The 25,747-nt window shown below is 44.7% G+C and carries 26 protein-coding genes and 2 pseudogenes; 17 read left to right on the top strand and 11 right to left on the bottom strand.

Going from position 1 to position 25,747, the window contains the following annotated elements; genetic code table 11:
- Nucleotides 1-2,107 (top strand): WD40 repeat domain-containing protein (locus AC4II3_RS04325; protein WP_490722775.1); only part of this gene is annotated, 2,107 nt, incomplete at its 5' end.
- A gap of 302 nt (nucleotides 2,108-2,409) precedes the next feature.
- On the opposite strand, the gene AC4II3_RS04320 is transcribed toward AC4II3_RS04325, so the two are convergent.
- Nucleotides 2,410-3,819: an RNA-guided endonuclease InsQ/TnpB family protein gene (locus tag AC4II3_RS04320; protein ID WP_488010447.1), complete on the bottom strand. Its 1,410-nt coding sequence runs from the start codon at nucleotides 3,817-3,819 to the stop codon at nucleotides 2,410-2,412.
- Between the two features lie 158 nt (nucleotides 3,820-3,977).
- On the opposite strand from AC4II3_RS04320, the pseudogene AC4II3_RS04315 reads away from it, so the two are divergent.
- Nucleotides 3,978-4,529 (top strand): annotated as a pseudogene (locus AC4II3_RS04315) (Rpn family recombination-promoting nuclease/putative transposase); the annotation flags it as partial.
- Nucleotides 4,530-4,535: 6 nt separating this feature from the next.
- Nucleotides 4,536-4,829, top strand: coding sequence for a DUF4351 domain-containing protein (locus AC4II3_RS04310; protein WP_488010458.1), 294 nt, complete (start codon nucleotides 4,536-4,538; stop codon nucleotides 4,827-4,829).
- Nucleotides 4,830-5,101: 272 nt separating this feature from the next.
- On the opposite strand, the gene AC4II3_RS04305 is transcribed toward AC4II3_RS04310, so the two are convergent.
- The gene (locus AC4II3_RS04305) at nucleotides 5,102-5,998 is read right to left on the bottom strand and encodes a LysR family transcriptional regulator (protein ID WP_488010448.1); all 897 of its coding nucleotides are present in this window, start codon (nucleotides 5,996-5,998) and stop codon (nucleotides 5,102-5,104) included.
- Between the two features lie 177 nt (nucleotides 5,999-6,175).
- Between AC4II3_RS04305 and AC4II3_RS04300 the strand changes: the two genes are divergently transcribed.
- The 6 genes from AC4II3_RS04300 to AC4II3_RS04275 all read left to right on the top strand — a co-directional run bounded on the left by AC4II3_RS04300 (nucleotide 6,176) and on the right by AC4II3_RS04275 (nucleotide 10,048).
- Nucleotides 6,176-6,841 (top strand): peroxiredoxin-like family protein, encoded by a 666-nt coding sequence (locus tag AC4II3_RS04300; protein WP_488010449.1) that lies wholly within the window; start codon nucleotides 6,176-6,178, stop codon nucleotides 6,839-6,841.
- A gap of 172 nt (nucleotides 6,842-7,013) precedes the next feature.
- Nucleotides 7,014-7,907, top strand: a complete 894-nt coding sequence (locus tag AC4II3_RS04295; RefSeq protein ID WP_488010450.1) for an alpha/beta fold hydrolase — start codon at nucleotides 7,014-7,016, stop codon at nucleotides 7,905-7,907.
- Nucleotides 7,908-7,954: 47 nt separating this feature from the next.
- A complete protein-coding gene (locus tag AC4II3_RS04290; protein ID WP_488010451.1) occupies nucleotides 7,955-8,365 on the top strand; it encodes a hypothetical protein in 411 nt (136 codons plus the stop codon).
- A gap of 141 nt (nucleotides 8,366-8,506) precedes the next feature.
- Nucleotides 8,507-8,632, top strand: coding sequence for a hypothetical protein (locus AC4II3_RS04285; RefSeq protein WP_488010452.1), 126 nt, complete (start codon nucleotides 8,507-8,509; stop codon nucleotides 8,630-8,632).
- A 49-nt stretch (nucleotides 8,633-8,681) separates the two neighbouring features.
- Nucleotides 8,682-9,404 (top strand): SDR family oxidoreductase, encoded by a 723-nt coding sequence (locus AC4II3_RS04280; protein ID WP_488010453.1) that lies wholly within the window; start codon nucleotides 8,682-8,684, stop codon nucleotides 9,402-9,404.
- A 77-nt stretch (nucleotides 9,405-9,481) separates the two neighbouring features.
- Nucleotides 9,482-10,048, top strand: a complete 567-nt coding sequence (locus AC4II3_RS04275) for a carboxymuconolactone decarboxylase family protein (protein WP_488010454.1) — start codon at nucleotides 9,482-9,484, stop codon at nucleotides 10,046-10,048.
- An 11-nt stretch (nucleotides 10,049-10,059) separates the two neighbouring features.
- On the opposite strand, the gene AC4II3_RS04270 is transcribed toward AC4II3_RS04275, so the two are convergent.
- A complete protein-coding gene (locus AC4II3_RS04270; RefSeq protein WP_488010455.1) occupies nucleotides 10,060-11,271 on the bottom strand; it encodes an RNA-guided endonuclease InsQ/TnpB family protein in 1,212 nt (403 codons plus the stop codon).
- A gap of 415 nt (nucleotides 11,272-11,686) precedes the next feature.
- On the opposite strand from AC4II3_RS04270, the pseudogene AC4II3_RS04265 reads away from it, so the two are divergent.
- Nucleotides 11,687-11,767, top strand: a pseudogene (locus AC4II3_RS04265) (recombinase family protein); the annotation flags it as partial.
- A 288-nt stretch (nucleotides 11,768-12,055) separates the two neighbouring features.
- Here AC4II3_RS04265 and tsf read toward each other — a convergent pair.
- The 3 genes from tsf to alr form a co-directional block, all read right to left on the bottom strand.
- Nucleotides 12,056-12,712, bottom strand: coding sequence for a translation elongation factor Ts (gene tsf, locus AC4II3_RS04260; RefSeq protein ID WP_488010456.1), 657 nt, complete (start codon nucleotides 12,710-12,712; stop codon nucleotides 12,056-12,058).
- A gap of 159 nt (nucleotides 12,713-12,871) precedes the next feature.
- Nucleotides 12,872-13,702, bottom strand: a complete 831-nt coding sequence (gene rpsB / locus AC4II3_RS04255) for a 30S ribosomal protein S2 (RefSeq protein ID WP_488010457.1) — start codon at nucleotides 13,700-13,702, stop codon at nucleotides 12,872-12,874.
- Nucleotides 13,703-14,029: 327 nt separating this feature from the next.
- Nucleotides 14,030-15,256 carry an alanine racemase gene (gene alr, locus AC4II3_RS04250; RefSeq protein ID WP_488016360.1) on the bottom strand — a complete coding sequence of 409 codons (1,227 nt, stop codon included), beginning with the start codon at nucleotides 15,254-15,256 and terminating at the stop codon, nucleotides 14,030-14,032.
- A 298-nt stretch (nucleotides 15,257-15,554) separates the two neighbouring features.
- Here alr and AC4II3_RS04245 point away from each other — a divergent pair, with 298 nt between their 5' ends.
- The gene (locus AC4II3_RS04245) at nucleotides 15,555-16,067 is read left to right on the top strand and encodes an inorganic diphosphatase (RefSeq protein ID WP_488016362.1); all 513 of its coding nucleotides are present in this window, start codon (nucleotides 15,555-15,557) and stop codon (nucleotides 16,065-16,067) included.
- A 742-nt stretch (nucleotides 16,068-16,809) separates the two neighbouring features.
- Entirely contained in the window at nucleotides 16,810-17,721 is a 912-nt protein-coding gene (locus AC4II3_RS04240) for an MBL fold metallo-hydrolase (RefSeq protein ID WP_488016364.1), read from the top strand.
- Between the two features lie 114 nt (nucleotides 17,722-17,835).
- Here AC4II3_RS04240 and AC4II3_RS04235 read toward each other — a convergent pair whose 3' ends face one another.
- Nucleotides 17,836-18,036 (bottom strand): hypothetical protein, encoded by a 201-nt coding sequence (locus AC4II3_RS04235; RefSeq protein ID WP_488016366.1) that lies wholly within the window; start codon nucleotides 18,034-18,036, stop codon nucleotides 17,836-17,838.
- Nucleotides 18,037-18,643: 607 nt separating this feature from the next.
- On the opposite strand from AC4II3_RS04235, the gene AC4II3_RS04230 reads away from it, so the two are divergent.
- Nucleotides 18,644-18,922: a hypothetical protein gene (locus AC4II3_RS04230; protein ID WP_488016368.1), complete on the top strand. Its 279-nt coding sequence runs from the start codon at nucleotides 18,644-18,646 to the stop codon at nucleotides 18,920-18,922.
- Nucleotides 18,923-19,083: 161 nt separating this feature from the next.
- On the opposite strand, the gene AC4II3_RS04225 is transcribed toward AC4II3_RS04230, so the two are convergent.
- Together AC4II3_RS04225 and AC4II3_RS04220 are read right to left on the bottom strand one after the other, a co-directional pair.
- Nucleotides 19,084-20,127: a hemolysin family protein gene (locus AC4II3_RS04225; RefSeq protein WP_488009458.1), complete on the bottom strand. Its 1,044-nt coding sequence runs from the start codon at nucleotides 20,125-20,127 to the stop codon at nucleotides 19,084-19,086.
- A gap of 96 nt (nucleotides 20,128-20,223) precedes the next feature.
- A complete protein-coding gene (locus tag AC4II3_RS04220; protein ID WP_008189255.1) occupies nucleotides 20,224-20,820 on the bottom strand; it encodes a hypothetical protein in 597 nt (198 codons plus the stop codon).
- A gap of 393 nt (nucleotides 20,821-21,213) precedes the next feature.
- On the opposite strand from AC4II3_RS04220, the gene AC4II3_RS04215 reads away from it, so the two are divergent.
- Together AC4II3_RS04215 and AC4II3_RS04210 are read left to right on the top strand one after the other, a co-directional pair.
- Entirely contained in the window at nucleotides 21,214-21,879 is a 666-nt protein-coding gene (locus AC4II3_RS04215; protein ID WP_488009460.1) for an RNA polymerase sigma factor, read from the top strand.
- 85 nt (nucleotides 21,880-21,964) lie between these two features.
- A complete protein-coding gene (locus tag AC4II3_RS04210; protein ID WP_488009462.1) occupies nucleotides 21,965-23,020 on the top strand; it encodes a tetratricopeptide repeat protein in 1,056 nt (351 codons plus the stop codon).
- Here the strand turns inward: AC4II3_RS04210 and AC4II3_RS04205 are convergent.
- Nucleotides 23,010-23,528 (bottom strand): 2TM domain-containing protein, encoded by a 519-nt coding sequence (locus tag AC4II3_RS04205; protein ID WP_488009464.1) that lies wholly within the window; start codon nucleotides 23,526-23,528, stop codon nucleotides 23,010-23,012. The two genes, AC4II3_RS04210 and AC4II3_RS04205, sit on opposite strands and share 11 nt — an antisense overlap.
- 87 nt (nucleotides 23,529-23,615) lie before the next feature.
- Here AC4II3_RS04205 and AC4II3_RS04200 point away from each other — a divergent pair, with 87 nt between their 5' ends.
- Both AC4II3_RS04200 and AC4II3_RS04195 read left to right on the top strand, forming a co-directional pair.
- A complete protein-coding gene (locus AC4II3_RS04200) occupies nucleotides 23,616-23,822 on the top strand; it encodes a hypothetical protein (RefSeq protein ID WP_488009466.1) in 207 nt (68 codons plus the stop codon).
- Nucleotides 23,823-23,977: 155 nt separating this feature from the next.
- Entirely contained in the window at nucleotides 23,978-25,105 is a 1,128-nt protein-coding gene (locus AC4II3_RS04195; protein WP_488009468.1) for a site-2 protease family protein, read from the top strand.
- Nucleotides 25,106-25,184: 79 nt separating this feature from the next.
- Here the strand turns inward: AC4II3_RS04195 and AC4II3_RS04190 are convergent.
- On the bottom strand, nucleotides 25,185-25,747 hold a 563-nt coding region (locus AC4II3_RS04190), incomplete at its 5' end, for a DUF1688 family protein (protein ID WP_488009470.1).

The following is a 25,747-nucleotide window of genomic DNA, read 5'->3' as shown; positions in this document are numbered from 1 at the left end:
ACGGCGGTTGACTCCTGCGGCGGTGGAGTGGAACAGCCAGCAACAGGCAAAGTTTCTTTGGCATGCTAACCCTCGTCTTGATTTGTTGAAAAAGGTACTCAATTCTGATAATAACTGGCTGAACCAAGTAGAAGCTGAGTTTGTGCGGCGTAGCGTCAAGCGAAAAAGCTTTAATACTCGTCGGAATTGGGGTGTGGCGATCGCAGTTATGCTGGGGTTAGGTACAGGTTTAGTATTTTCTTTGATTGGACAGAGAGATGCTCTAATAGGTCAAATTCAGGCTTCTCGGCAAGCCGCTGAAGGAAACTTACAATCAGGTCTAGAGTTAGAAGCTTCGCTTGCCAGTTTACGGGCAGCGAAATCTCTTAAAGATTGGCCGGGATACTTATCTTTATTCAAGCCAGACCCTAAGCTAAAAATACAAGTTACAAAAACACTGCACAAGGTTGCTTATGGAGTAAGAGAACGGAATCGCCTGGAAAAACATCAAGGCAGAGTCATCGGTCTTGGTATTAGCCCCGATGACAGCAGAATCGCTAGCGTTGACACTACGGGAATCATCTGCTTGTGGGACAGGTCAGGCAAACTTCTGAATGATGATTGTTTCCAAGGGCCTGAAGGCTGGGTTCAAAGTGCCAGTTTTAACCCTGATGTCAGTTCACTGGCTACCATTAACACCAGTATAGATTCTTCTGGAGCTCTTGGTAGGATTTATACCTTGGCTTTATGGAACTTAGAAACTCAACAGCAGGTTGAGGTAAATCTTGGGTCTGAATTTTGGGGTTGGGATGTCGTCTTTAGCCAGGATGGCGAGCAACTTGCTACTCGCGGTAGCAGGAATGATAGTCGTCTTTTTAGGTACTGGGACTTATCAGGTCAAGAAATATCCGAAAACCAATTTAAAGGAGAACTACAATTCTCAATGCTAGATACAATTTCTAGCAGTGATGGTAAGGTCGCAACTGCTGAAGAAGACAAATTCTCCTTGAAAGACTCCTCTGGTCAAGAGATAGCTCTAATCAAAACAAATCATGCTTGGATTGATAGCTGGCTTTTCAGCCCTGATGGTCAGCAGTTGATTACCGCAGGTAGAGATGGCAGCATTCGTATTTGGGACTTTAAAGCTAATCAATTTCCTGTGAATAAATTTCGGAGTGAAGACCCGGTTTGGAGTTTCAGTTTTAGTCCAGTTAGTAGTTTACTAGCTACCGCAGACAATGATGGTAACACCCGGTTGTGGAATTTAAATGGTACAAAGGAGAGGACATTTCCAGGACAACGAAAAAGTAATTTAGTTCCAAGGGTTATTTTTAGCCCTAATGGTCAACAACTGGCTACCATGGAAGGGTATGCTATCGTCCGCTTGTGGAACTTGAATGGTAAAAAATTGGCTGAATCAAAACCATCTCAAGGTCAGATTGTGGGCTTAAGTTTTAGCCAGGATAGCAGCTTCTTACTAACTACGGTAAAAGAAGGTAATGTCCACTTGTGGAATCAACAGGGTACATCTTTAAAAAAATTTAGCGCCCCTCAAAGGGATATTTGGCAAGTAAGTTTGAGTCCTGATGGTAGCTTACTTGCAACACTGGAAGATGACGGTACTGCACGCTTGTGGGATTGGTCGGGCAAATCTTTAGCCGAATTTCAAGGTCATTCTAGTCGAATCGACAAGGTAATTTTTAGCCCTGATGGGAAGTTACTGGCTACCGCCGCAAGAGATGGTACTGCCCGTTTGTGGAACCTAGATGGCAAAGAGTTAGCCCAATTCAAAGCAATACCAAACGCGGGAATGCAGGTTAGTTTTAGTCCTGATGGCAAATTACTGGCTACTGCAGAAGGCGGTATCGCTAAGTTATGGGATGTAGAGACCAAGGAGGAGGTGGCAGAATTCAACGCAGAGCCTCGAGGTCAGGTCTTCGATCTCAATTTTAGCCCGGATGGTAAGCAACTGGCTATGCTTGCCAACGATCAAATAGTGAGGTTGTGGCAAATTGAATCCTTCGATCAACTCATGGTGCGGGGTTGCAATTGGGTGCGTGACTATTTGGAGAATAACCCCAATGTCGAGAAAAGCGATCGGCATCTTTGCGACAATGTTAACAAGTAGTTACCTTCATCTAAAAGTTTTGGTAGCCACGATTGTGTTTTTGGCAATTGGCTTATCTTTCTAATTGTCTAAGAATTTGCGTTCGTGTAGCGTGGCCGTAGGGCAATCACACCGAAAACTAAACCTACGAGTGATTGCAGAACTCGTAGGGTGGGCAAGGGGAAACTTTACCAATAGATTCATCAAATACCCCCTTTTCCCTTTGCCCACCAAATTACTCCGCAAGACTTACTGATAGTTCAACTGCTGAGGCGGAGTCGATATCAGAAGAGCACTTTATATATGGGCGTACACCTTTGTCATTATAAAAAAATAATATCAAAAAATAACACCAACCGATGATAATATTGGCCAGATAACCCAAATGCCAGTTCCTTCCAATGCCAACCAATGCGCACTGACAGCCTATTTTTTGACACTCCCCGCGCCTTTAGGCGCGGGGATTCTTCGCTCATAGACTCGACTTGCTGCTCCTGGCCGAAACCAAGAACAGTAGAGGCCAAATCTCCCGAAGCGTTCGGATCTATGTTCGCGTAGCGTGACCTACGGTCAATCCAGGTTCCGGTGTGCCCCACCGTACCCAAGGCTCTTTTTAAAATGTTGTTCGCGTAGCGTCGGCTTCGCCGAATCGCGGCGTTGTGGTCACGGTCTAATTCACAACCGCATTCACAAACGTGAGTCCTAGTTGATAGTGACTTCTTTACTACCTCACCGCATTTTGAGCAATTCTGGCTTGTGTAGGCAGGGTTTACCGCAACAGTGACTCTGCCAAATTTCTGACCAAAATGCTCTAACCATTTTCTAAATTGATACCAACCTGCATCGTTAATAGACTTCGCTAGACAATGGTTTTTAACCAGGTTATTTACTCTTAAATCTTCATAGGCGACCAAGTCGTTAGATTCGGCGAAGCCGACGCTACGCGAACGGATTACGCAGCGCGCCAATCTCTTGGCGTGATCTTCACGTTGCCTACTTATTTTAAGGTGTTGCCTACCTAACCTATTAACTGCTTTCTTGCGATTAGCTGAGCCTTTCTTTTTCCGAGATACTCGGCGTTGATAAAATCTTAGACGCTTCTCCCCACTTCTATAAAAACGGGGGTTAGGTTCTGTATTACCTCTGGAATCGGTATAGAAGTCTTTTAGTCCTACATCTAATCCTACGGTAGCGTCGGCTGGGTCTAATTGTTCTTTTACATCAACAGAGATGCACAACTGAACATAGTAGCCATCCGCCCTTCTTACAATGCGAACCCGTTTAATTTGCTTCTTGTCGAAGCGCCACAAGTCCCATGTACCTTTGAGTTTCAGCTTTCCGATTCCCTTCTTGTCACTGAAGGTGATTGATTTCTTATCAGGGGAAAGCTTCCATCCTGATTGCTTATACTCAACCGACCTACAGTGCTTTTGAAAGCGGGGAAAACCTTTCTTTCCTGGTACCTTCTTTTTACAGTTTTCAAAGAAACGAGAAATTGATGACCATGCCCTTTCTGCTGCGGCTTGTCGAGCAGTAGAGTTTAGTTCGTTGGCAAAAGGGAAATTCTTAGCCAGGGTCTTGCAGTACTTATTTAAGTCGTATTTATTCAACCCTTTATTGTCTATCCATAACCGAATGCAGCTATTTCTAACGAATTTAACTGTCCGAATAGCCTCGTCTATGGCTTGATACTGTGCCTTTTTTCCGTATGCCTTGAACTCAATAATACTCATCAAAAATCGATATTTTTGGCTATTACATTTATGGTAACACGATTATAAAAAAATGACAATTATTAACCTGTCTTTTCGCGCTTTGCGGCTAAAGTCGCTAGTCACTTTCATCTCCGCTATAAAGAGGCGGAGTTTTCAGTGTTTAGTTTTCTAATAAAGTGTTCCAAACCCTCCCTGGTACTTTCTTTGAACTCCTGGAAGAAAACTCTCAACTAGCACAAAACTATAATTTTAAGGCCGTCGAACTCAAAGAACTCGCCAAACGCACCGACGGCGTATTTCTCCCCAAACGGGACGGTGACCCCATTTATTTCCTAGAAGTCCAATTTCAGAAAGATGAAGACTTGTACTACCGCCTGATGTAAGAAGTGTTTGTCTACTTGGGACAAAATCGTTGGCGACATGGCTGGCAAGCGGTAGTATTTTGGGCTAAGCGCAGCTTGGATACAGGGATTCCCAGATGTTATGATCCCGAAGTCCAAACAGGATATCTGCGCTCAGTTTACCTCGATGAAACTCCAGACACCTCAGACTCAATCGGATTGGGACTGGTACGCCTGGTAGTAGAACCACAGACCAATGTCCCACAGCGAATACAGCAACTGGAAAGATGTGCGAGGGCCCTACCAGTAGCACAGCAAAGAAATGCGATAGAATTAATAGAACAAGCCTTAGTGTATAAATTTCCTGAACGTCCTTGGAGGGAATTAGAAGCGATGTTTGGACTTACTGAATGGAAACAGACCAGATTTTACCGGGAAGTTAAGGCTGAAGGTCACCAAGAAGGTCACCAAGAAGGTCACCAAGAAGGTCATCAAGAAGGTCGCATTACTGAAGCACAGATTTTGGTCATGCGTCTGCTGAAAAAACGATTTCCAGAAATGACCGAGGAAATAAACAACTTAGTTGAAGGTTTGTCTTTGTCAAATTTGGAAGGGTTAACAGATATTATTTTTGAGTTGAATAGTTGGGAAGATTTGTTGAGTTGGTTGTCACGGGTAGACCAATAATGCTCACATGGATGTTGATACCACTCATACTCTAGAAATGCTGTGAAAAAAACTCCCAACTTTACAATGCCTTGAACACCTGGTTAGAGGATATCTGAAAAGTTTTTTGATACTGAATTTTGCCCCTAGCCCCCCAAGCGAGCAATCCCTCGCTTGGGGGGAACAAGAATCCATTTGATGGTAAAAGTCCCCTAAAGTTGGGGTACTAACGGGGGCTTGGATGTAGCAAATGAGACTTCTCAGACAACCTCTCAATAACTATTCAATTCCATCTAGATTGAAGCGCTATTGCGGAACGATTCTACGAGATAATCTGCAAAGGCGTGAGCTGAAGGCTTTGCACCTCTCCCTCCAGCGAGCAAAGCATTAACTTCGACAGTCCCGATTTCCCAATCTGCAAGAACTTGAACGAGTTCACCCCTTTCGAGTTCTGCCCTACACCCCCACAAAGCCGTGGAGATAATCCCCATTCCAGCCAAAGCAGCAGCCGTTGACGCCTCATTGACACTCACCATGAGCTGACCTTCAACTCTTACGGACAAAGTTTTGCCGTCTTTTTTAAAACTCCAGCCAGTAGACCCCATACTCGAAGGCCCAATAATCACTTGATGCCCTGCAAGGTCTGCAGGAATTTGTGGCGTTCCGGCCTTCGCCAAATATGCGGGAGAAGCAGCTATCAGGCGCGGTGTTAGACCTAGCCGCCGCGCGACCATAGTTGAATCGCTGAGCGGACCGAAACGTAGTGCAACATCAATAGCCTGGTCAATTAAATCTTGGCGCGAATCAGTCAGCACGAGATCAACATGCAACCCCGGATGTTGAGCCAGAAAATCGGGAAGGCGAGGAATGATTTCGCGTACCGCGAAGCTTATGGCAACCCCCACTCTCAATCGCCCCTGCAACTTTCCATCACTACGAACCAGATGATTAGCCTCTTCCAAAGCAGACAGAATCGGTTCTATTCTCGCCAGATAGTCCGCCCCGGCCTCAGTTAATTTCACTGCATGGGTACTTCTGACAAATAGTGCCGCCCCTAGATCCTTTTCCAGTTTGGAGATGATTCTGGAAACAGAGGGCTGGGACAAGTTAATCTCTTTGCCCGCAGCCGTAAAACTACCGGTTGTGGCCACACGGCAAAACAAGCGCAAGGTCGAGATTCGATCAGTCATTCGTTTTTTAAATAACTATTAGACATAGATTACCACTACCAATTAAAAAACAAATGAGCAATACTGAATAGTAGGCAGATGGATCGGTTCACGAAAGCCTCAATGCATTACCAGTCTTTGACTGGACCCTGATGTAACCCTCATGTCAATGAAAAACCACAAAATAGGAATAAAATTATGTCTCTTCAAGAAAAACTCGACGCTTTTAAGGCAGATTTTGAAGCCAACAAGGCTCCTGCCGCTGCGGTGGAAGCCTTTCATCGTTCCACCCGTGAATTGATCGAAAATGGAAATGCCGAGCGCGCCCTCAAAGCAGGTGAACGAGCGCCCGAATTTACGTTACCTGATTCAGACGGCAACCTAGTCTTTTCGAGAGCTTTGCTCGCCAAAGGCCCCTTGGTAGTGACTTTCTATCGTGGTGTCTGGTGCCCCTATTGCAATTTTGATCTACAAGCACTAGAAGAAATTGCTGACGACATCCGTTCCCGAGGTGCTTCACTTCTGGCGATTTCCCAGCAAGGAGCTTCAAGCAGTCGCAAGTCCCAAAGGGATAACAATCTGAGTTATCCAATCCTCACAGACCAAGGTGGAGAATTGGCAGAGCGTTTTGGCCTGCGCTGGACATTGCAGCCCTATTTGATTGAAGTTTTTAAGATGTTCCAGGTGGATCTTCCAAAGATTCATAACGATGACAAATGGACCTTGCCCATGCCCGCAAGGTATGTCATCGACACTGATGGCACAATTGCCTACACAGAAGTCAATCCGGATTATACTAGCCGTCCTGAGCCTAGCGATCTATTCCCGGTTCTCGAGAAACTCGTTCTTTCAACAGCACAATAGCAGATCAACGCACTATCGTTTCTCATTGCCTTGGTGTAATGCGTAGAGAGTATTACATTACACCAAGACCTGAGGCTATAGAAGCCTCAGGCCTGTTCAGGCAACATACCGTAAGAGCAATGAAAAATCTTGGAAGTAATAAACGTGAGTTCAGGATAACAAAAGAGGGATCATGACAACTCAATTAGCGAACAACTTGACACAAGTCCGATACGGCACTGAACCGGTTGATGGCATCAACGTCTTTTACCGGGAGTCCGGAAGTGCCCAGCAACGAGCAGTCGTATTACTGCATGGCTATCCGGCCTCGTCGCACATGTACCGTGACGTTCTAGCCGCACTTGGTGACGAGTTTTACCTGATTGCCCCCGACTATCCGGGCTTTGGCCACAGTGACTTTCCAGACTCCAAGGATTACAAATACACGTTTACCAATCTGGCCACAACGATCGACAAGTTCCTTGAGCAGAAAGGCATCACGGAGTTTGTGCTGGTGATGCAGGACTATGGAGCACCGGTTGGTTATCGGCTGGCGACGAAATATCCTGACCGGGTCAAAGGCCTGATCGTGATGAACGGTAATGCCTACGAAGAGGGTTTCCATCCAGAGAACTCAGCGGCGGTTAGCGATTACTGGGAAAACCGCACTGCTGAAAACGAAACCATGATTGTCGGCCAGCTCATGAGTCTCGAAGGCATCAAATGGATGTACACCGAAGGCACCCGGAACCCAGAGGGCATTAACCCGGACAACTGGGTTCTCGACTTCGCCCGAATTGATCGACCCGGCCAGCAGCAAGTGCAGTTGGATTTATTTTACGACTACCAGAACAACGTCAAACTGTACCCGCAGTGGCACGCATTTCTTCACGAGCACCAGCCACCAACATTAATTGTCTGGGGTGCAAACGACCCAATTTTCGTAGCCGCTGGTGCTGAAGCTTATCGAAAGCACCTCGACGACATTGACTTCCACCTGTTCGACACCGGGCACTTTGTGCTGGAAGAAGATGCTCCCCAGGTTATCGAGAAGATGCGTGATTTCCTGCAGCAAAACCAATTCTAGAGCCAGAAAACTACAACAACTCTAGTGTAACCTAAAAGGAGAAACTTATGTCACTTAAACAACAAGAACAAACCGGTAGGTTGGCACGCATTAGACAATCATTCTTCGATCTGCCGACCTGGGTACAAATCTGGATGATGTTTATCCTTGGACCAGTAAACATGGCCACGCTCGCGTTTTTTAACCAACCAGCTGGCGTTCTGATTGCGGCGTTGGCGTTGAGCGGAATGATCATCACCGTAGCCATTGTTATTGCTGTTGGCGGATTTTCTAAACTAGCAGCGGCTGGGCATGTACTACCCTGGACACCACTCGTTTTGATCCTGACTTTTGCTAGGCCGGACGGCACCGCAGTCTATCAGGCGTTTTTGACGGCACTATTGGTTATCAATGTGATATCCCTGGCGTTCGACTTGAACGATCTGCGGATTTGGCTCAAATCCAGAGCCCAAACCTAGAAGATAGGAAACTTAACAGATTTCTGAAGCTTTGCATCAGTCTCCACCTTTGTGAAACGGTTCGTTCTTGTATAAAAAGAACTTCGTCGTCTTTTTGTAAAGATGCAGGTAACTCTATTTTCAACCTAAAAGGAGAAAACCATGTCACTTCAACAACAACTCTCAGAGCTCAAAATGAACATCAAATTTCAGATTCCTGAAGACGTGGATTATACGACTGGAGCTAATCGGGAAGACGTGCTTAGCGTTGTTCACAACATCAAGTAGTCCCAATGTCTCGATAATTCACTAACAGTCAACAAAAAAGAAAGAATCAATGAAAATCTTAGATAGCACAATTCTTGTTACCGGTGCCAATCGCGGGATCGGTCTGGCTTTAGTCGAGAAGTCGCTGGAAAAAGGAGCCGCTAAGGTCTACGCGACTTATCGCTCAGAAAACAACCGCTCGACGCTTGATGAGTTTGGTGAACGGGTAGTTCCTGTTTATCTCGACCTCGGAGATCAGGCGACGATTGCGCAGCTTGTTCAATCAGTCCCCTCACTGAATATCCTCATCAACAATGCGGGCATCCTTAGCGCCCTTAGTTTGCTAGAGAACACTGAGGAGCAGTTGCGTAACGACTTTGAGACCAACTTTTTTGGAACACTCGCAGTCACCAAGGCGATGCTGCCCGCACTCAAGAAAGAAAGTTCAGCGGCAATCGTGAATGTTGCCAGCATCGCTGGCCTCGCGGCCATGCCGAGTTTAGGTGGTTATTCCGCGTCAAAAGCTGCCGTCCATTCAATGACGCAGTCGATACGCGGCAAGTTGAAGGGCGACGGCATCTCGGTACATGGAGTTTACCCCGGTCCGGTGGCGACGCGCATGACGGAAGGCTTCGATATGGAGATGACACCGGCTCCGGCAGTTGCTGGAAAAATTCTGGAAGGCATCGAGAACGGCATTGAGGAAATTTTCCCGGATGCCATGGCGCAACAAACAGGACCGCTCTTCCTCAGTTCACCCAAAAGGCTGGAACAGAACTTTGCTTCCTTTTGATTTTCAGCTCCTGCAGCAAATCCAATAGTTAGATCCAGAAGACAACAACAACTTTATTCCCAACAAAGGAGAAACCTATGACAAGTTTTACAACACACACAATTGAAAGCGCACCGGCAGCTTCTAAATCCATCCTGAAAGCTGCTAAGAAAAAACTCGGCTTTATACCGAATCTCATGGCAACCATGGCTGAGTCTCCAGTGATGGTTGAAAGTTATCTGACGATGATGAGATTGTTTGACAAAACTGAGCTTAGTGAAACCGAGCGCCAGATTATCTTGATGACCAATAATCGTTTGAATGGCTGTACCTATTGTATGGCTGCCCATACAGCAGTTTCCAAAAAGTCTGGGGTAGATGATGGCGTGATTGAAGCACTGCGCAGTGGTTCACCCATAAATGACTCTAAGCTTGAAGCCTTACGCACATTCGCGGTTATTATTCATGAAACACATGGAAGGCCAACTGAGGAGCAAGTCGAGGCATTCCTTGCAGCGGGTTATACCAAGCAAACGATTCTGGAGGTGATTGTTGGCACGAGTCTCAAGGTGCTCTCCAACTACACCACTCCTATCGCGAGACCAAAGCTTGATGATGCCTTTGCCCCAATGGCGTGGAGTAAGGATATGGCTCAGTTGTATTGACACTCCCCGGTCTAAAGACGCGGGGATTCTTCATTCATCGACTCGACTTGCTGAACCTGACCGGAATCAAGAACAGTAGAGGCCAAATCTCCTGAAGCGTTCGGATTAATAATCCAAGTTCCGACGTGCCCCGTCGTACTTATGGCTCTATTGCGGATGTTGATGGCGGCGTTGTGGTCTCTATCAAGTTCACATCCGCATTCACAGACATGAGTCCTAGTAGAAAGGGATTTCTTGACTACCTCACCACATTCAGAACAGTTTTGACTAGTATAGGCAGGATTTACTGCAACAGTTACCCTGTCAAATTTAGTTCCAAAATGTTCCAGCCATTTCCTGAATTGATACCAACCTGCGTCGTTAATAGACTTGGCGAGACAGTGATTTTTTACCAGATTTTTAACTCTTAAATCTTCGTAGGCGACCAGATCGTTAGATCGGATTACGCAACGTGCAATTCTCTTTGCATGTTCTTGACGCTGCCTACTTATTTTAAGATGCTGTCTACTTAGCCTATTAACCGCTTTTTTGCGATTGGATGAGCCTTTCTTTTTCCGAGAAACCCGGCGCTGATAAAACTTTAAACGTTTCTCCCCTTTTCTGTAGAATCGGGGATTGGGTTCAGAATGACCATTGGAGTCTGTGTAGAACTCTTTGATTCCTACATCTAGGCCAACCATCTCGCCTGTGTGCTCTACTTCCTCTTTCACGTTAACTGCAACGCAGAATTGAACGTAGTACCCATCAGCTCGCTTGACTATCCGAACCCGATTAATTTGCTTCTTGTCGAAGCGCCACAAATCCCAGGTGCCTTTGAGCTTAAGCTTTCCAATCCCTTTTTTGTCTGTGAAGGTTATAGACTTTTTGTCAGGAGATAATTTCCATCCTGACTTCTTGTATTCGACAGACCGAGCAAGTTTTTGGAACCTTGGAAAACCCTTCTTGCCTGGGACTTTTTTCTTGCAATTATCGTAGAAGCGAACAATCGATGACCATGCCCTCTCAGACGCAGCCTGACGAGCAGTAGAGTTTAATTCATTGGCAAAAGGGAACTCTTTTGCCAGTATTTTTGAGTACCGACTAAGGTCGCTTTTCCCTGTCCCTTTATTCTCTAGCCACAAACGGATGCAGCTATTTCGGATAAACTTAACAGTCCGGATAGCTTCGTCTATGGCTGAATATTGAGACTCTTGGCCTTTGGCTTTGAACTCTAGAATAATCACCGAATATCGACCTCCTTAACCTTGACCAACGGTCACGCTACGCGAACGGTTACGCAGGGTAAGCGCAAGAAAAAATGGCTCATAATGTGCATTGGCTGGATATCTGTTGATCGTGGCTCGAAACCCCTATAATCTCGTAGAACTGTACTCGCAATAGAGTTAATTTGTTGAGAATGACGCGGTCTTTTTATCAATAAGGATATGCTTATTGCTTCTTGCGCTTACCCTGTTCGGTTACGCTACGCAAACGATATATTTTTATATAAACAATTTCGTATAAAAATGTCAAGTATTAGCCAAGATTTTTCTCACGGCGACTAAAGTCGCTGGGCACTTTCATCCCCGCTCTAAAGATACGGGGCTTTCAGTGTTGGAATTTCTAGTAAACCGCGACCAGTCTGTGTGAAGACATGAACAGGTGCTTGACCAGAACATCGATACGGGAGATGCAACCGGACGACTTTTGTTCAACATGCTGGGGGCAATTTCCTCGTGGTGTTGTCAATAATGCGGGTTACGGAGCCTATGGCCCGTTAGAGGACATCCTCTTAGGTCAACTTTGCCCTTGGAGCTATCAGGGCGATCTGATGACTTGCCTGTGAAAGCCTTGTGATGGGTTCCATACGGGGGCATTGAACCCCCGGGTGGAACCGCGCATTGCTATCACACCAAATCAAAGATTATGGTGTGAGGCTCCTGCTAAACTAGCTGATCTTCCCTATCTCCGAAATCAGTGAAGCGTGTTGATCAAGCTCAAGGGTGAAGCTCAAAGGTAAGCTTTGGTTTAAGAGCCCATCTGGGCAGCAACTTCTTCAGCAAAGTTGCTTTCTTCCTTTTCTATACCTTCACCCAAGACGTAGCGAGTGAAGCGACGCACTTGGATGTTTTCACCCAACTGGCCAATACATTGCTTGACTAATTCTTCCACTGTGATGCTTTGATCACGAATGTAAGGTTGATCCATCAATGAGAGTTCTTTAAGGCGTTTTTCAATCCTACCCTGAACAATTTTCTCTTTGATATTTTCTGGCTTTTTGCCTAGGTCATCCCTACCCATTTCAATGTCTTTTTCTTTTTGAACAATCTCTTGAGGGATGTCATCGACCTTCACGTATTCAACGTTAGGGCAAGCTGCTACTTGCATGGCGACGTTCTTGACTAGGGCTTGGAACTCGTCGCGGCGGGCAACAAAATCGGTCTCGCAGTTAACTTCTACCAGTACACCGACTCGACCACCAGTGTGGATGTAGCTGCCGATAATTCCTTCTGCTGCCACACGACCGGATTTTTTCTCAGCTGAGGTAATGCCTTTTTTCCGCAGCCATTCTATAGCTTTGGCCGTGTCTCCGTCGCTTGCTACAAGAGCTTTTTTGCAATCCATCATGCCAGCGCCGGTTTTTTCCCGTAGCTCTTTGACAAGTTTTGCTTTAATTTCCGCCATGTTGTTTTTGTTCCTACTGTTAGTGAAACTGATTACACCGTGATATCTTCCCACACTACTCGATCCGTGAGTATGGGCTTACCAGCCCACGCTGAAAGCTAGTTGATTTTTATCAAAGGATAAATTTCAGAGTGGGGCTTCAAGGTCGAAGATAACTAACTATTCTTCCTCAGTATTCTGGTTATCTCCTTGATCTTGGGATTCAATTTGCTCACTTTGTTCAGTCTCTTGAATTTCTTCCTCGTCTGGGAACTCCTCTAATCCCTCTTCAAATTCTTCGTATTCGTATTCCTCTGCGGCATCTAGCTGACCATGACGGCCTTCGTAAATGGCATCAGCCAGTTTACCTATGATTAGCTTAATCGACCGGATCGCATCGTCATTAGCTGGAATCGGAATATCGGCTAAATCAGGGTCGCAGTTTGTATCTAATAGTGATACTATCGGTAGACTTAGCTTTTCACATTCCAAAATAGCGTTGTACTCACGCTTTTGGTCTATGATTATAACTATGTCGGGAACCTTACGCATCATTTTGATGCCACCTAGATATTTCTGAAGCTTGCCTAGTTCCCGACGCAGCATAGAGCCTTCTTTTTTTGGCAGTAAGTCAAGGGCACCACTGGTCTCCCGACGCTCTAAATCTTTGAGTCGCTCCACCCTGGTCTTAATTGTTTCCCAGTTGGTGAGCATACCACCTAGCCAGCGCTGGTTGACATAGTAGGCACCACAACGGCTTGCCTCTTGGGCAATAATTCCAGCAGCTTGCCGCTTAGTACCCACAAACAGAAATCTCTTGCCCTGCTCTGATGAGGTGCGGATATAGTGATAAGCGTCCTCCATCAGCTGAGCTGTCTGTACCAAGTCAATGATGTGGACCCCATTGCGAGCAGTGTAAATGTAAGGATCCATCTTGGGGTTCCATCGGCGAGTCTGGTGGCCAAAGTGAACCCCTGACTCTAGCATTTCAGCTAAAGAAACTACAGGCATAATTTTTTAACTCCTAATTCGGGTTTAACCTCCATCCAGGTGGATTTCCCTTTAGAAACACCCGAAACCCTGGATGTGCGATGTTTATAAAACCCTTTTAGGGTAACACATTCTGAATCCCTAATGGCAAAGGGATTAGATGGATGAATTTTCTTACAAAAACATTAAAATTGTTAATTGGTAAGCTATCAGCTATCAGCTATCAGCTATCAGCTATCAGCTATCAGCTATCAGCCATTGGCCAGGCTACTAGATCGGTGCTTTTGAATAAAATAAGCTGACCGCTGACCGCTGACCGCTAACCGCTGACCGCTGACCGCTGACCGCTTACCCTATTACTACACGGGGTACTCGGTGCTTAAAACCACAAATAATTTCCCAGGAAATGGTGCCTAAAGCCATAGCCCAGTCATCTGCTGAGATTTGCTCTTCCCCATCCTGTCCAATTAAGGTAACAATTTCCCCAACTTGTATATTAGCAATATCACTAACATCGAGCATGAGCTGATCCATAGTAATTGCGCCAATCTGAGGAACTTGCTGCCCTTGGATGATGACATTGATGCGATTGGAAAGATTTCGGGGAACACCGTCAGCATAGCCAATACCGACTACTGCTATACGCATCTGTCGATTTGAAATAAATTGATGACCATAGCTGATACCAGTGCCAGGGGGAATAGTTTTAATTTGGGTGATCCGGGCTTTTACCTGCATCACTGGCTGGAGGTGAATAACCTTTTGAAGATGCTCTGCTGGGTAGAGACCATAGAGGGCTAATCCTACACGCACCCAATCGTAGTGCAATGCTGAGTCGGTTAAGGTGGCAGCGGAATTGGCTAAGTGTAATCGGGGTGGAGTTATGCCACCAGCCTGCAATTGTGCGATCGCGTTTTTAAACCTTTCATGCTGCTGTCTCATCACTGTGGGGTCAGGACTATCAGCAGTAGCTAGATGGGAATAGACACTAGCTATTTCCAAGTTAGGTAATTGTTGGACTAGGCGTACAAACTTGATAGCATCTTGCCAAGGCATTCCCAAGCGGGACATTCCTGTATCTAGTTTAAGATGCACTGGCAGGGTTTGGTTTAGACCACTCAAGGTTTCCGAAAACACTAACGCTTGTTGAGGATTACACAGAGTTGGTTCCAATTGCCAGTGAGCGATCGCTCTGACTTGTTCTGGGGTATTAGTCGCTCCCAACAAGAGTATAGTGGCCTTAATTCCCCCTTGCCTGAGTTGAATGCCCTCTGAGACCGTAGCAACACATAGCCCCCCAGCACCAGCCTCTATCGCTGTGCGGGCAACGGTTAGAGCACCATGGCCATAGGCATCCGCTTTCACTACAGCCATTAGTTGGGTAGGATGTCGCAACAGCTGCTGTATTTGCCGTAAATTGTGATGAAGAACAACTTTATCAATTTCGGCCCAGGCTCGTTGGCGTAATCCAGGATAAAACGGGTCAGTTAGGCAGTCAGTATCATCCCCTAGGATTTGTGTGACAGATTCCGACTGTAATGGTGTTATACCAATCCTCTGCTGAAGCTCTCCCATAGGACTTCACTCCTCAATCACTCACACATTACACACACATTACACACTATAGGTCGAATGACGCTTTGAAAAGTTGCGGTGAGATGTCACAATGTTCCACGGGGCTAGTAAAAGTTCAATATTGCTGCCATTGAACGGCACCCTGCTCAGGATAATCTGATCGGTTGGCTATTCTACCTACCTAAAAAATCCTGAACTATGGGATTTATTTTGGTAAGTATTAAAGCAGCTATTAAGATGTCTTAAGCACTAAAGATGAGATAACCCACATCTGCTGTTTTTTTGAAACATATAGTTCATGGATTTATCAAAGATTCCTCCTCAACCTAAACCAGGTCTGATCAACGTTTTAATTGAAATTCCTGCAGGTAGTAAAAATAAGTATGAGTTTGACAAGGATCTAGAAGCCTTTGCCCTTGACCGGGTACTTTATGCATCGGTACACTACCCCTATGACTACGGCTTTGTGCCTAACACTCTAGCAGATGATGGTGATCCTCTTGATGGTATGGTGATAATGGATCAACCTACCTTCCCTGGTTGTGTGATTACCGCTAGACCAATTGGGATGCTAGAAATGATCGATGGAGGTGATCGGGATGAAAAAATTCTGTGTGTTCCTGACAAGGATCCTCGCTACGCGGAGGTAAAAACTCTCGAAGATATAGCACCCCATCGGTTGGATGAGATTGCTGAATTTTTCAAGACATACAAAAATCTGGAAAAGAAAGTCACTGAAATTTTAGGATGGAAAGCTCTTGATCACGTAATGCCTTTGGTGGAAAAGTCGATCAAACAGTATAAGCAGTAGGGACTGATCAAGTAGGGACTCATCGCTGAGATGAGTCCCACTAGAGTTTCTTTTCTTAGGCTAATGGTTGATGCTAGAAAGCTAGCAAGGCGATTAGCCATTCTGTGTTTTAAGGGCAAGTATAATAACAAATCCCCCAACCTTACTAGAGTAGGGTCAGGGAGTGATACCAACGGAAACTAAAATATATTACCCTGTTAGGTGAGGAGATAATCAGGTAAGGATGGAATGGGGTAAGCAGTTATACGTCAGCATTGCCATACACTGAGTTTTTGGTTGAGCTGTGGAAGTTAAGCTATCAGCAAATGGGCTGACTTGCGATAGATGAAAGCTGAGCGTTCAAGGTATAAGCGATGCAATACCCAGTTCCCATTCTGATTGATTGATTGAATTAATTTCATGCATGTGTGACATAGGTCACATACTGTTTGTTCCTAAATCCGTTAAAATTAACCAACACTTAAGATACAGTTAAGAGAAAGCGTAACTGTATCTTAAATTATTTCGGGGGGCTAAACGGTTCCAGATTAGAGACATGACTAGATTACTGGGGCTGTTGTGGTTGCTTTCCCCCATCTAATTACTATTGATGTATGCAATTTGGTGTATGCAATCGACCCACTTTCACAGAAATTAGTGGTTAACCACAGATGGTTACTTAATAGTACCCGAGTATCCTCTAGTGGGAATCTACCAATGGGAATAATTCCTAACTTAGGTTCACTTAATTCATAGATTCAACATGCAAAATCTAGTAGCACCCAAAGTAGGCCAATATAAGGCTAAACCCAGCCTAAACAATGGTACTGGAGGGGATATGAGCGTCCGATTTTGGGGCGTTAGGGGTCAAATTTCTGCTCCTGGGACAGATACCATTCGCTATGGTGGCAATACATCTTGTGTAGAAATGCGTGTTGGTAGAAAACGCTTAATCTTTGACGGTGGCAGTGGTTTGCGGGTGCTGGGAAATCATTGGCTTAAGGAAATGCCCATAGAAGCTCACATTTTTTTTTCCCATAGCCATTGGGACAGCATTCAAGGGTTTCCCTTTTTTACTCCTGGGTTTATTCCTGGTAACTGTTTTCATATCTATGGAGCAGCAGCACCTGATGGGGCGTCCATCGAACAGTGTCTAGGTCAGCAAATGATTGCTCCAAATTTTCCAGTTCCCCTTCAGGTCATGCAGTCAGATCTGAAATTTCACGGGCTGAAGTCAGGTCATACAGTAACCCTAGATGATGTAACTGTGGAGGCTATCCTTCTTAATGACTCACATCAAGCAATGGGTTATCGGGTCAACTGGCAAGGATATGCTGTTGTATACGCCACTAGTCACTCCCATGGTTGGGGTGGTATTGATGAAAATTTACGATACCTATCCCGTCAGGCAGATTTGCTAATTTTGAATACTCCCTTTCCCCTCAAAGAAGATGAGCTGCTTAATTATTCACCTTTGATTTGCCAAGATGACCGTTGGCAAACTGGGATAGTAACGGCAAAGGTGGCAGGTGTTAAGCGCATAGTTATGTCTCGTTATCATCCTGACTATAATGATGATTATCTCGACAGACTACAAAAGCAACTCCAGTCTTTCTATCCTAATCACTTACTGGCTCGGGAGGGGATGGTTTTGCCTGTTTGTTCAAGAGTATAGGTTATTAGGTATGACTATAGTGCTGGAATTTTAGCGAAATTTATGGAATTATATTGCTCACTATATTGCCTTAACAGCTGTTGGGAACACATGATCACATTGGTCTGAATAGAATTAGGTAGTTTTGATATTCCCCAGAATGCGATGCTCTGGAAGAGCCGCTACGCGAACGCACTCTGGGGAATGCTGTTGGTTATTTATTTCATCAGCTTCATCAGCTGGCTTGGGGCAAGTGATTCGGTAAAACGCTGCTGGTCTGAGGCAATCCCTATGCCCAAAAAAAAAGAGAGCCAGGTTTTTGACTCTCTCGATCATCAGGGTGCATCTACTAATTAAAATTTATCACAATTAATGAGGGGTGTGACCCCTCATGGTAAAAATCAGCCAAATGGCTGATACCAATGGGGTAAATACCTGTGCAATATTGCCTGTCCGATATAGATTATGTTGGCTTTTGGCTTATTTTTAGCTCAATTACACCGGATCAGCCCAAAACTGCTGCCCTAAGGGTCATCCTATAGGACAGACATCTAGATTCGTAATAATTCAAGGGGATTTAGAGCAAATTGACAGAAGCGATTGGCCGTAGGCCACGCCAAAGGCGATTAGCCCGAAGGGCTACGCTACGCGATCGCGCGGGTGGCAGAGATGATCTCAAGCTTGTGGCAGTGGGAAGATAACCAAAAACTGAGGTCAATAGTTATCAGTTAGTAGGGGTACACAATCGTGGATCTGTATAGTGGATCTGTATAGTAGTAACCAGCAGGATATTCTGTTGACTGAAGTGATGCTCTAGAAAAGACTTGAAATGCTAGCTACTTTAGTTGTGGAATCAGTTCAGAGGTTTTGATGAAATTTCCTGAAATTATAGATTTCCATCAGTAGTGGGTAGTAGACTTAACTTAAGTTACACCCTTGTCTGATGAAATTTGCTACTATTGCCCAAGCTAAGAGAATAATAATCTTTATACTAACGTTTTGCTTAACTGGGTGTTTTCCTCAACTTGATCAAATATTCAGAAATCCATCTTGTAGAAAAGCTGAGGAAGTTGTCAAAACAGCCCAAAATAAATTCAATAGTATAGTTTTTAAGGTCACCCAAGAAAGTCCCGATAAAGAAACGATTGAAAAGCTATACTCACAATTGAAAACGCTTGAAGAATCAGAAGAACAAGCTTATAAAATCTGTCACAGAACCTAGTTATTTTTTGTATTTATATAGCTTAATTTAAAGGGAACAGGGAACAGGGAACAGGGAACAGGGAACAGGGAACAGGGAACAGGGAACAGGAAAAGGATAGCAGCAATGCATCGCTTTTTTTATCAATCATCTGTTTACATCTCAACTAAAAAGTACGAAAACTAATCCTGATCAAGACCATAAGATTGCAACATTTTTTCTCGCCGTTTACGAGCAATTGCTTGTAGATCAATGTTTCGATCAGTCTCATCAACAATTTCACCGGTTAGCACTTCCAGTACATCTTCCAGGGTGACTACACCAGAAACACCCCCATATTCATCCAGTACAACCATCAGATGTTCACGGGTTTGCTGAAAGGTTTTCAGTAGCTTATCAGCCCGAACAGTTTCAGGGACAAAGCGGACTTGACGAATCAGAGAAGCAAGGGGTTGGTTATGTTTGTCTTCAATAATTGCTGTCAGTAACTCATCTTTGAGAGCAATTCCAATTACTTTATCAATAGAGTCTTCAACCACAGGCATCCGGGTGTGAGGCGAAGCAATAATGCTTGGTTTAGCATCAGCCAAAGTGGTATTACCATGTAAATAGGTGGTTAGGATTCGCGGTGTCATTAAATCAGATGCAGTCAAATCATTTAACTGAAATACTCGTTGGATCATTTCCGCTTCATCATCTTCAATCACCCCTTCTTGATACCCAACCTTCGCTAAAAACCGGATTTCCGCCTCATTGGTGGTAGGAAGTTTTTGACCTTGAGTAAACGGAGCAGTAATTTTTTCCATCAACCACACCAGAGGCGTGAACACAACGGTTAAGAACCGAACTGGTAGAGCCACGAGTAGGGCGATGTTTTGGGCGTAGATCTGACCAAGGGTTTTCGGGACAATTTCCCCAAATACAATAATGAGAAAGGTAAATAGACCTGAAAAAACCCCCAACCAAGCTTCTCCTAAGACCCTAGCAGCAAGGGAACCAATTACGATGCTGCCAACAATGTTGAAGGTGTTGTTGAGAATAACAATAGTAGCTATGGGTCGGTTCATGTTTTTGCGAATCGCCAGTAGTGCTAACGGTGTAGGCTTGTTTGACTGCGCTAACTGTCGGACTTTAACAGTAGGCACTGAAAACAAAGCCGTTTCTGCCATAGCACAGATGGCTGAACCCAACAGAACGATAAGTACTGCGATAATTACTTGAAACATGGTAAATGTGACTAGGCGTAAAACCTTAGGCTGGTGCGCTACGCGCAATTGTTACCCGCCTAATCCCTGATTAACTCACCATTATTGATTTAACCGCTAATTAGAAACTTCTGCCAGTTCAATTACACGATCGTCCACATCCTTGACCAAAAAGTTAAGGGGCTTGAGGGTGCGCACCTTGTATTTCAGGCGTCTCATCTGCACCAGCATCAAAACTTGATCCAAGCACTCATGGTCAAAGCACACATGACGTTGTTGGTTTTTATTGCCCAAGCTAGCTCCAGAAATCACGTGGAGCTGGGTATTCTTCTTTAACTGGTACCATAGCCCATCAGCACCACTGAACTGGGTAGCTTGGGTGGTGCCCAGATTGGTTGACATATATAGGGGATCAATGCTGGTACTGCCCATGGTCTGCTCGTAATTATAGTAGTAATGTAGGGGGACTTCTGCTGCGGATAACTCTAGCAAGCCTTCATAAAACTGTCGCGCTATTGCCAAATCAGACACCATGATGGTGTGAACTTTTGGAGCGCTGGTCAAAAACATCCACATGGCAAAGGCATAGGCACCTAGGAGCATTACCATGATGCCTTGAGTGGAAAACAGGCTATCTAAAGGCAAAGAGGGTAAAAATGCGCCAAGAGGCAGGGGTGAAGTTAGCCAGGAAATAATATCAACTGATAGAATCATAAACTTAAACAGAGTTAGCAACTGGATAAATTATTTTAAAGGTCCTTATGAACTTTTTGTCCAATCGTAGGTAATATTATTACCATCAGAGATTGAGGTGCGACCCAAGGGCGATTTACTCGCCCGCTTAAGGCGCGCACCTTTGCGGTCGCTTTTTCTCAATTTTAGCTTCAACTGAAGGAGCATCGGAGCACCAAAGGTTGTAGACTTGGTATCGGCATCCATCTCCTTCATCTTGAGGTCTAGTGCAGACCTAGGATATTAGGTCCCGACATTGATCTACTCCAATGCCAGTTAACCATCGGCATTTCCCCTTTCTCAACATGAGGGGGTTGTGGTGAGATCAGGATGCACCTATCTAATTCTCCTAATTACAGCTTTTATTGAAAGATTGTGCAAATTCCCAATTTTCCTGAATCTAAGCATCCACTTATTAAATCACTGTTTCATCATAGTGATCAGGAATTGCTGACTTTGTTTCAGCGTCATCGGTCTGAAGGGAAGTACTTTACAGCAATTTTCTGTCGCTACAGTCCTATTGTCTATACATTAGTGCGCCACTCAGCGCGATCGCCTGTACAGGCGGAATATCTATTTGCTCTGACTTGGCGTCACATCTATCACGAACTGGGTGGCATGGATTTGCGGGAGGATTATGGACTAGAGTCAACCTCCTTCCAAAACCAGATTATAAACCTAACGGCGGTTTGTATTAACCAGGCGGACTTGCCACCAGTGGAGTCTATTCATTATAACCTAAAGGTATCACCACCACCCTTGTGGTGTTATTTGGAAATGGCATTGGAACAGCTACCACCAGCGGTACGATTGATGGTAATCATGGCTGGGACCTTTCACTGGAGTGAAACGCGAATTGCGGCTTATCTGCAAGCGGAGGGAGAAATGATTACTCCAGCTCAAGTCAAAACTGAACTCCAAGAAGGCTATGAACTGTTAGAAGCTGCTTTACCTGAGGATATTCGGGTGGTCTATCTGGGGGTCGAAACCAAGAATCGAGAAGAGTCTGATCTCTTTGCAGTACCGGTTTTGAGCGAATAAGGGGCGGTTAGTTTGCACCCTTGATGGGTACTTTGATTATAGGTTCAACAATAGCAGAAACGTTGATCAAACGGAGTCTTTTGGTATGGCGAATCGTAGCAGGTTGGTGACTAGTCTTTCCGGAATCATAGCGCTAGCCTTTACCCCATTGGTAATGTTGGCTAGCCCGATGGCTTGGGGTCAGACTCGGAGCATCGACCAACAACTGGCAATCCCTTTAGACAATCGTAGTGACCGCAAAGCAAGAAATCGGGCAGATTTTTTCCTGGAGCAGTCAGAGCTGGCCAAACAGAGTGGTAACTTGAACGATGCGATCGCGTATTTGTCCCAAGCGGGAGAAATTTATCAGCAAATTGGTGACTTTGAGGGATTAGGTAAGACTTACAATTCCCTAGGTCAGACTTACGCCAAGTTGGGACGCTATCAAGATGCAGAGCGAGCCTTGCGCCGAGGCTTGGGTGCTGCCCGTTCTCAACAAAGTTTTCAGCCACAGATTTATAGTATAAATAATATTGGAATATTATTACTGCAAACGAGAAACCTCAAAGCGGCTCAGGAGGCTTTTACGGAAGCACTGACCATATCCCGTACGATTAAGGATGATGACGGTGAAGGGTTGAGTCTGAATAATCTAGGCTTAGTGGCAGCTCAAGGGGGAAACTATCCCGAGGCGATTAAGTGGTATGAAGCTGCTCTAGTTTTACGGCGTCGCTCTCGGGATAAGTTAGGTGAGACGAATATCCGGAATAATTTGGGAGATGCGTATCTCGCCGCTAGACAGGAAGAAGATGCTTTGTATTCTTACCGCATTGCCCAGATACTGGCTGAAAAAGTTGACAATGTTTTCAATCAGATTCGTGCTATTAAGGGTATAGCGTTAACCCATATTGCTACAGGTAAGAATCGGCAAGCGGTGAAAGCACTAAAGGAATATCTGGCTTTGGCACAAGAACAAAATAATCGCCGTGAAGAGCTTGTTGCTCTAAAGTTGTTTGCCCAGTTATACCAAGACACTGGTAATTGGTTAGAAGCTCGGGCTTTTTATGAAAAAGCGATCGCAGTGGCTCATGCTTTAGGAGATATTCAGGAAGAAACATTGTTAATCAGCGATTTAGCTCAAATTATTTATGTTACTCCTTAGTCATTAGTCCTTGGTCTTGAATCCAGTTTTTGAGACTAGTATACGTTGATTGGGCTATCTGTTTTACCTGGTTTTGAAGTTTCCATTTTTGGAAAGCTCTTTCGTAGTCATCGCCCTGTACTTGATAAGTATTCCAGGCTCTGAGTGCTATCCACAAACCCCAGAACAATAAAATATATAAAGACCAAGACAGGTAACCAACGTTAATTAGATTAATCGCCAACAAAAAACTATTAACGATTACAAACTTTCCAAAACTTTTTTTTAATTGGCTACGTCGGTAGTTATTGAATTCATGACGTTTTTGCTGTTCTTGTTGCTGGGCTAGCCATTCTCGTTCGGCTTCCAAGAGAGTGTGGGTTGAAATCCCTAATTCAGAAGCAATTTCCACCAACTGTTCACGGGAAAATTCTTCAACCATTTCCTGACGTGCCAGGGCTAGATTGAGGATTTGCTGGATGTCTTGTTGGTTGTAAGAGTGGGTAATTTTGGTTTCAAAGACGGACATCGTTTAGTCAGTTTAACTAGTAGGAAGGGGGGTAGTGCTTAAAGAAGATGTTGCTCTAAACACCCTTGAGCGGTGCTTAATTTTATTATGCCGATGGAAACACAGAGGGGTCAAACCACCTGCATTCCTAAAACCGCACTAAGGGTGGACGGATTTTACGGCATTTTAGCAATCGGCAAATCTTTTACATTTCGTTACGATAGAACCATGAAAGACGAAACTACTATCGAGTTGCTTGAAGGTAGGTTAATTGTTCATTGCTCTTGGTTGATTGTTGATTGGCAAAAGCGATAAACCCTTTACTGCCAAGGATAACTGGCCATGGTATCATTCTCTATTTTTCATGAACTATTTTTCATGAAATGTTAACTATGAACCATAACCTATCTACTACCTTATAAGCCAACTTGGTATAAAAAAACGTCTTAGGAGAGTTTGAGGTAGTCTGCATGAACGGCAGTATTCGTGTTGGGAATTTATTTGGGATTCCCTTTTATGTGAATCCAAGCTGGTTTCTAGTCCTAGCTTTAGTCACCTTTGATTTCGGAGGTGACTTAACAAATTTTTCAGGATTGAGCGGTGTTTTGCCATGGTTTTTAGGATTTGTCACTGCACTTTTGTTATTTGCCTCTGTGTTAGCTCATGAACTAGGACACAGCTTTGTGGCGATCCAGCAGGGAATTGAGGTTAAATCTATCACTCTCTTCCTATTTGGTGGTCTAGCTAGCCTGGAGAAAGAATCAAAAAGTCCACTAGAGGCGTTCTTAGTTGCGATTGCTGGTCCAGCTGTTAGTTTGCTACTATTTGCTCTACTAACTGCCGTTCAGGCTAATGCTAATCTAGCTAGTTCATTGGCATCAATTGTTGGACTCCTCGCCTCCATCAACTTGGCTTTAGCATTGTTTAACTTAATTCCTGGCTTACCACTAGATGGGGGTAACATCCTGAAGGCACTGGTTTGGCAAGTTACGGACAACCCACACAAAGGTGTGTTATTTGCTAGCCGTGTTGGTCAGTTCTTTGGTTGGGGAGGAATTATTTATGGAGTGCTTCCAATCCTACTTTACGGTAGCTTTAATGGCATCTGGTTTGCCTTAATTGGTTTGTTCTTGCTCCAAAATGCTGGCATGTCTGCCCAATCTGCTATCGTTCAAGACCAGCTAGAGGGGTTGACAGCAGAAGATGCGGTCATTGCCAACAGCCCAATTGTATTCGCTGATTTGTCTCTAAGGGAGTTTGCCAACGAGTACATTATCGGTAAAGATCAGTGGCGCAAGTTTCTAGTAACTGATGAAGCGGGTCAACTGCTTGGAGAGGTCTTAGTCGATGATCTCAAAACTGTTCCTACCTCTAATTGGCCGGTGACTCCAGTAAGAGCACTGATGAAGCCTGTTAAGACTTTGATAACTGTTCAATCAGACCATTCCCTGTTAGACGTTGTCAAAATTATGGAGAAAGAGCAGCTAGATCAGCTACCTATTGTTGGTGACAAGGGTGTAGTTGTGGGAATTCTGGATACAGCTTCCATTCGGAGTATCCTGGAAGAACGAAAAAAGGCTATTCAGGGTAAGGGGTAAGGGGTAATGGGTGATGGGTAACTCAACCAACTCGATCACCCAACTGGACTTGAGTTCCCAAATTTTTGGTCAAATTTTGTCAAAAGACTGTGCCATCACTGTCTATCTGAATCGGTGAAGAGCCTCCTGGTCTCAATTGAGCAGCAATTCTACGTCCTGCTGTCCAAGTTCCTCCTTGTAAGACTTTTACTAGTGGCGATTCAGTAGCACTCAGGTTCAGTTGTTGACGAATAGTTGCTGCTATTTGATCTAGCAAACTAACGGTGAGTGCTCGCCACTCAATAATCACTTCGGAGCTGGGTAAGTGAGACTGTTGTAAAATAGCGCTATCCTTGACTTCTAGTAATCCTAGATCTAAACATAAGCCCCCATTGCGATATTCTGCTAAGCCAGTCAACTGATCAAGTTCAGTAATCTCTAAACCCAGTTCCTGCAATGGCTCTAATAGGGAGTAAGTTAACCACTGGGAGAGTTTGTGAAATGGTACATACTCGGAACCGTAGTTATCCCCTTTGAGAGCAGAATGTTGCCACACATCCCCTAAATTGACCCCCGCGATGGATTCTCGTTTTGGCCAAATATCCCCTAATCCCTCCAGGACGGTGCTGAATAGGTTAGTGGCACTCAGAAGCTTGGCAGGTT

The organism is Moorena sp., assembly GCF_982860115.1.
This window is presented reverse-complemented; position numbering and strand designations above follow the sequence as displayed.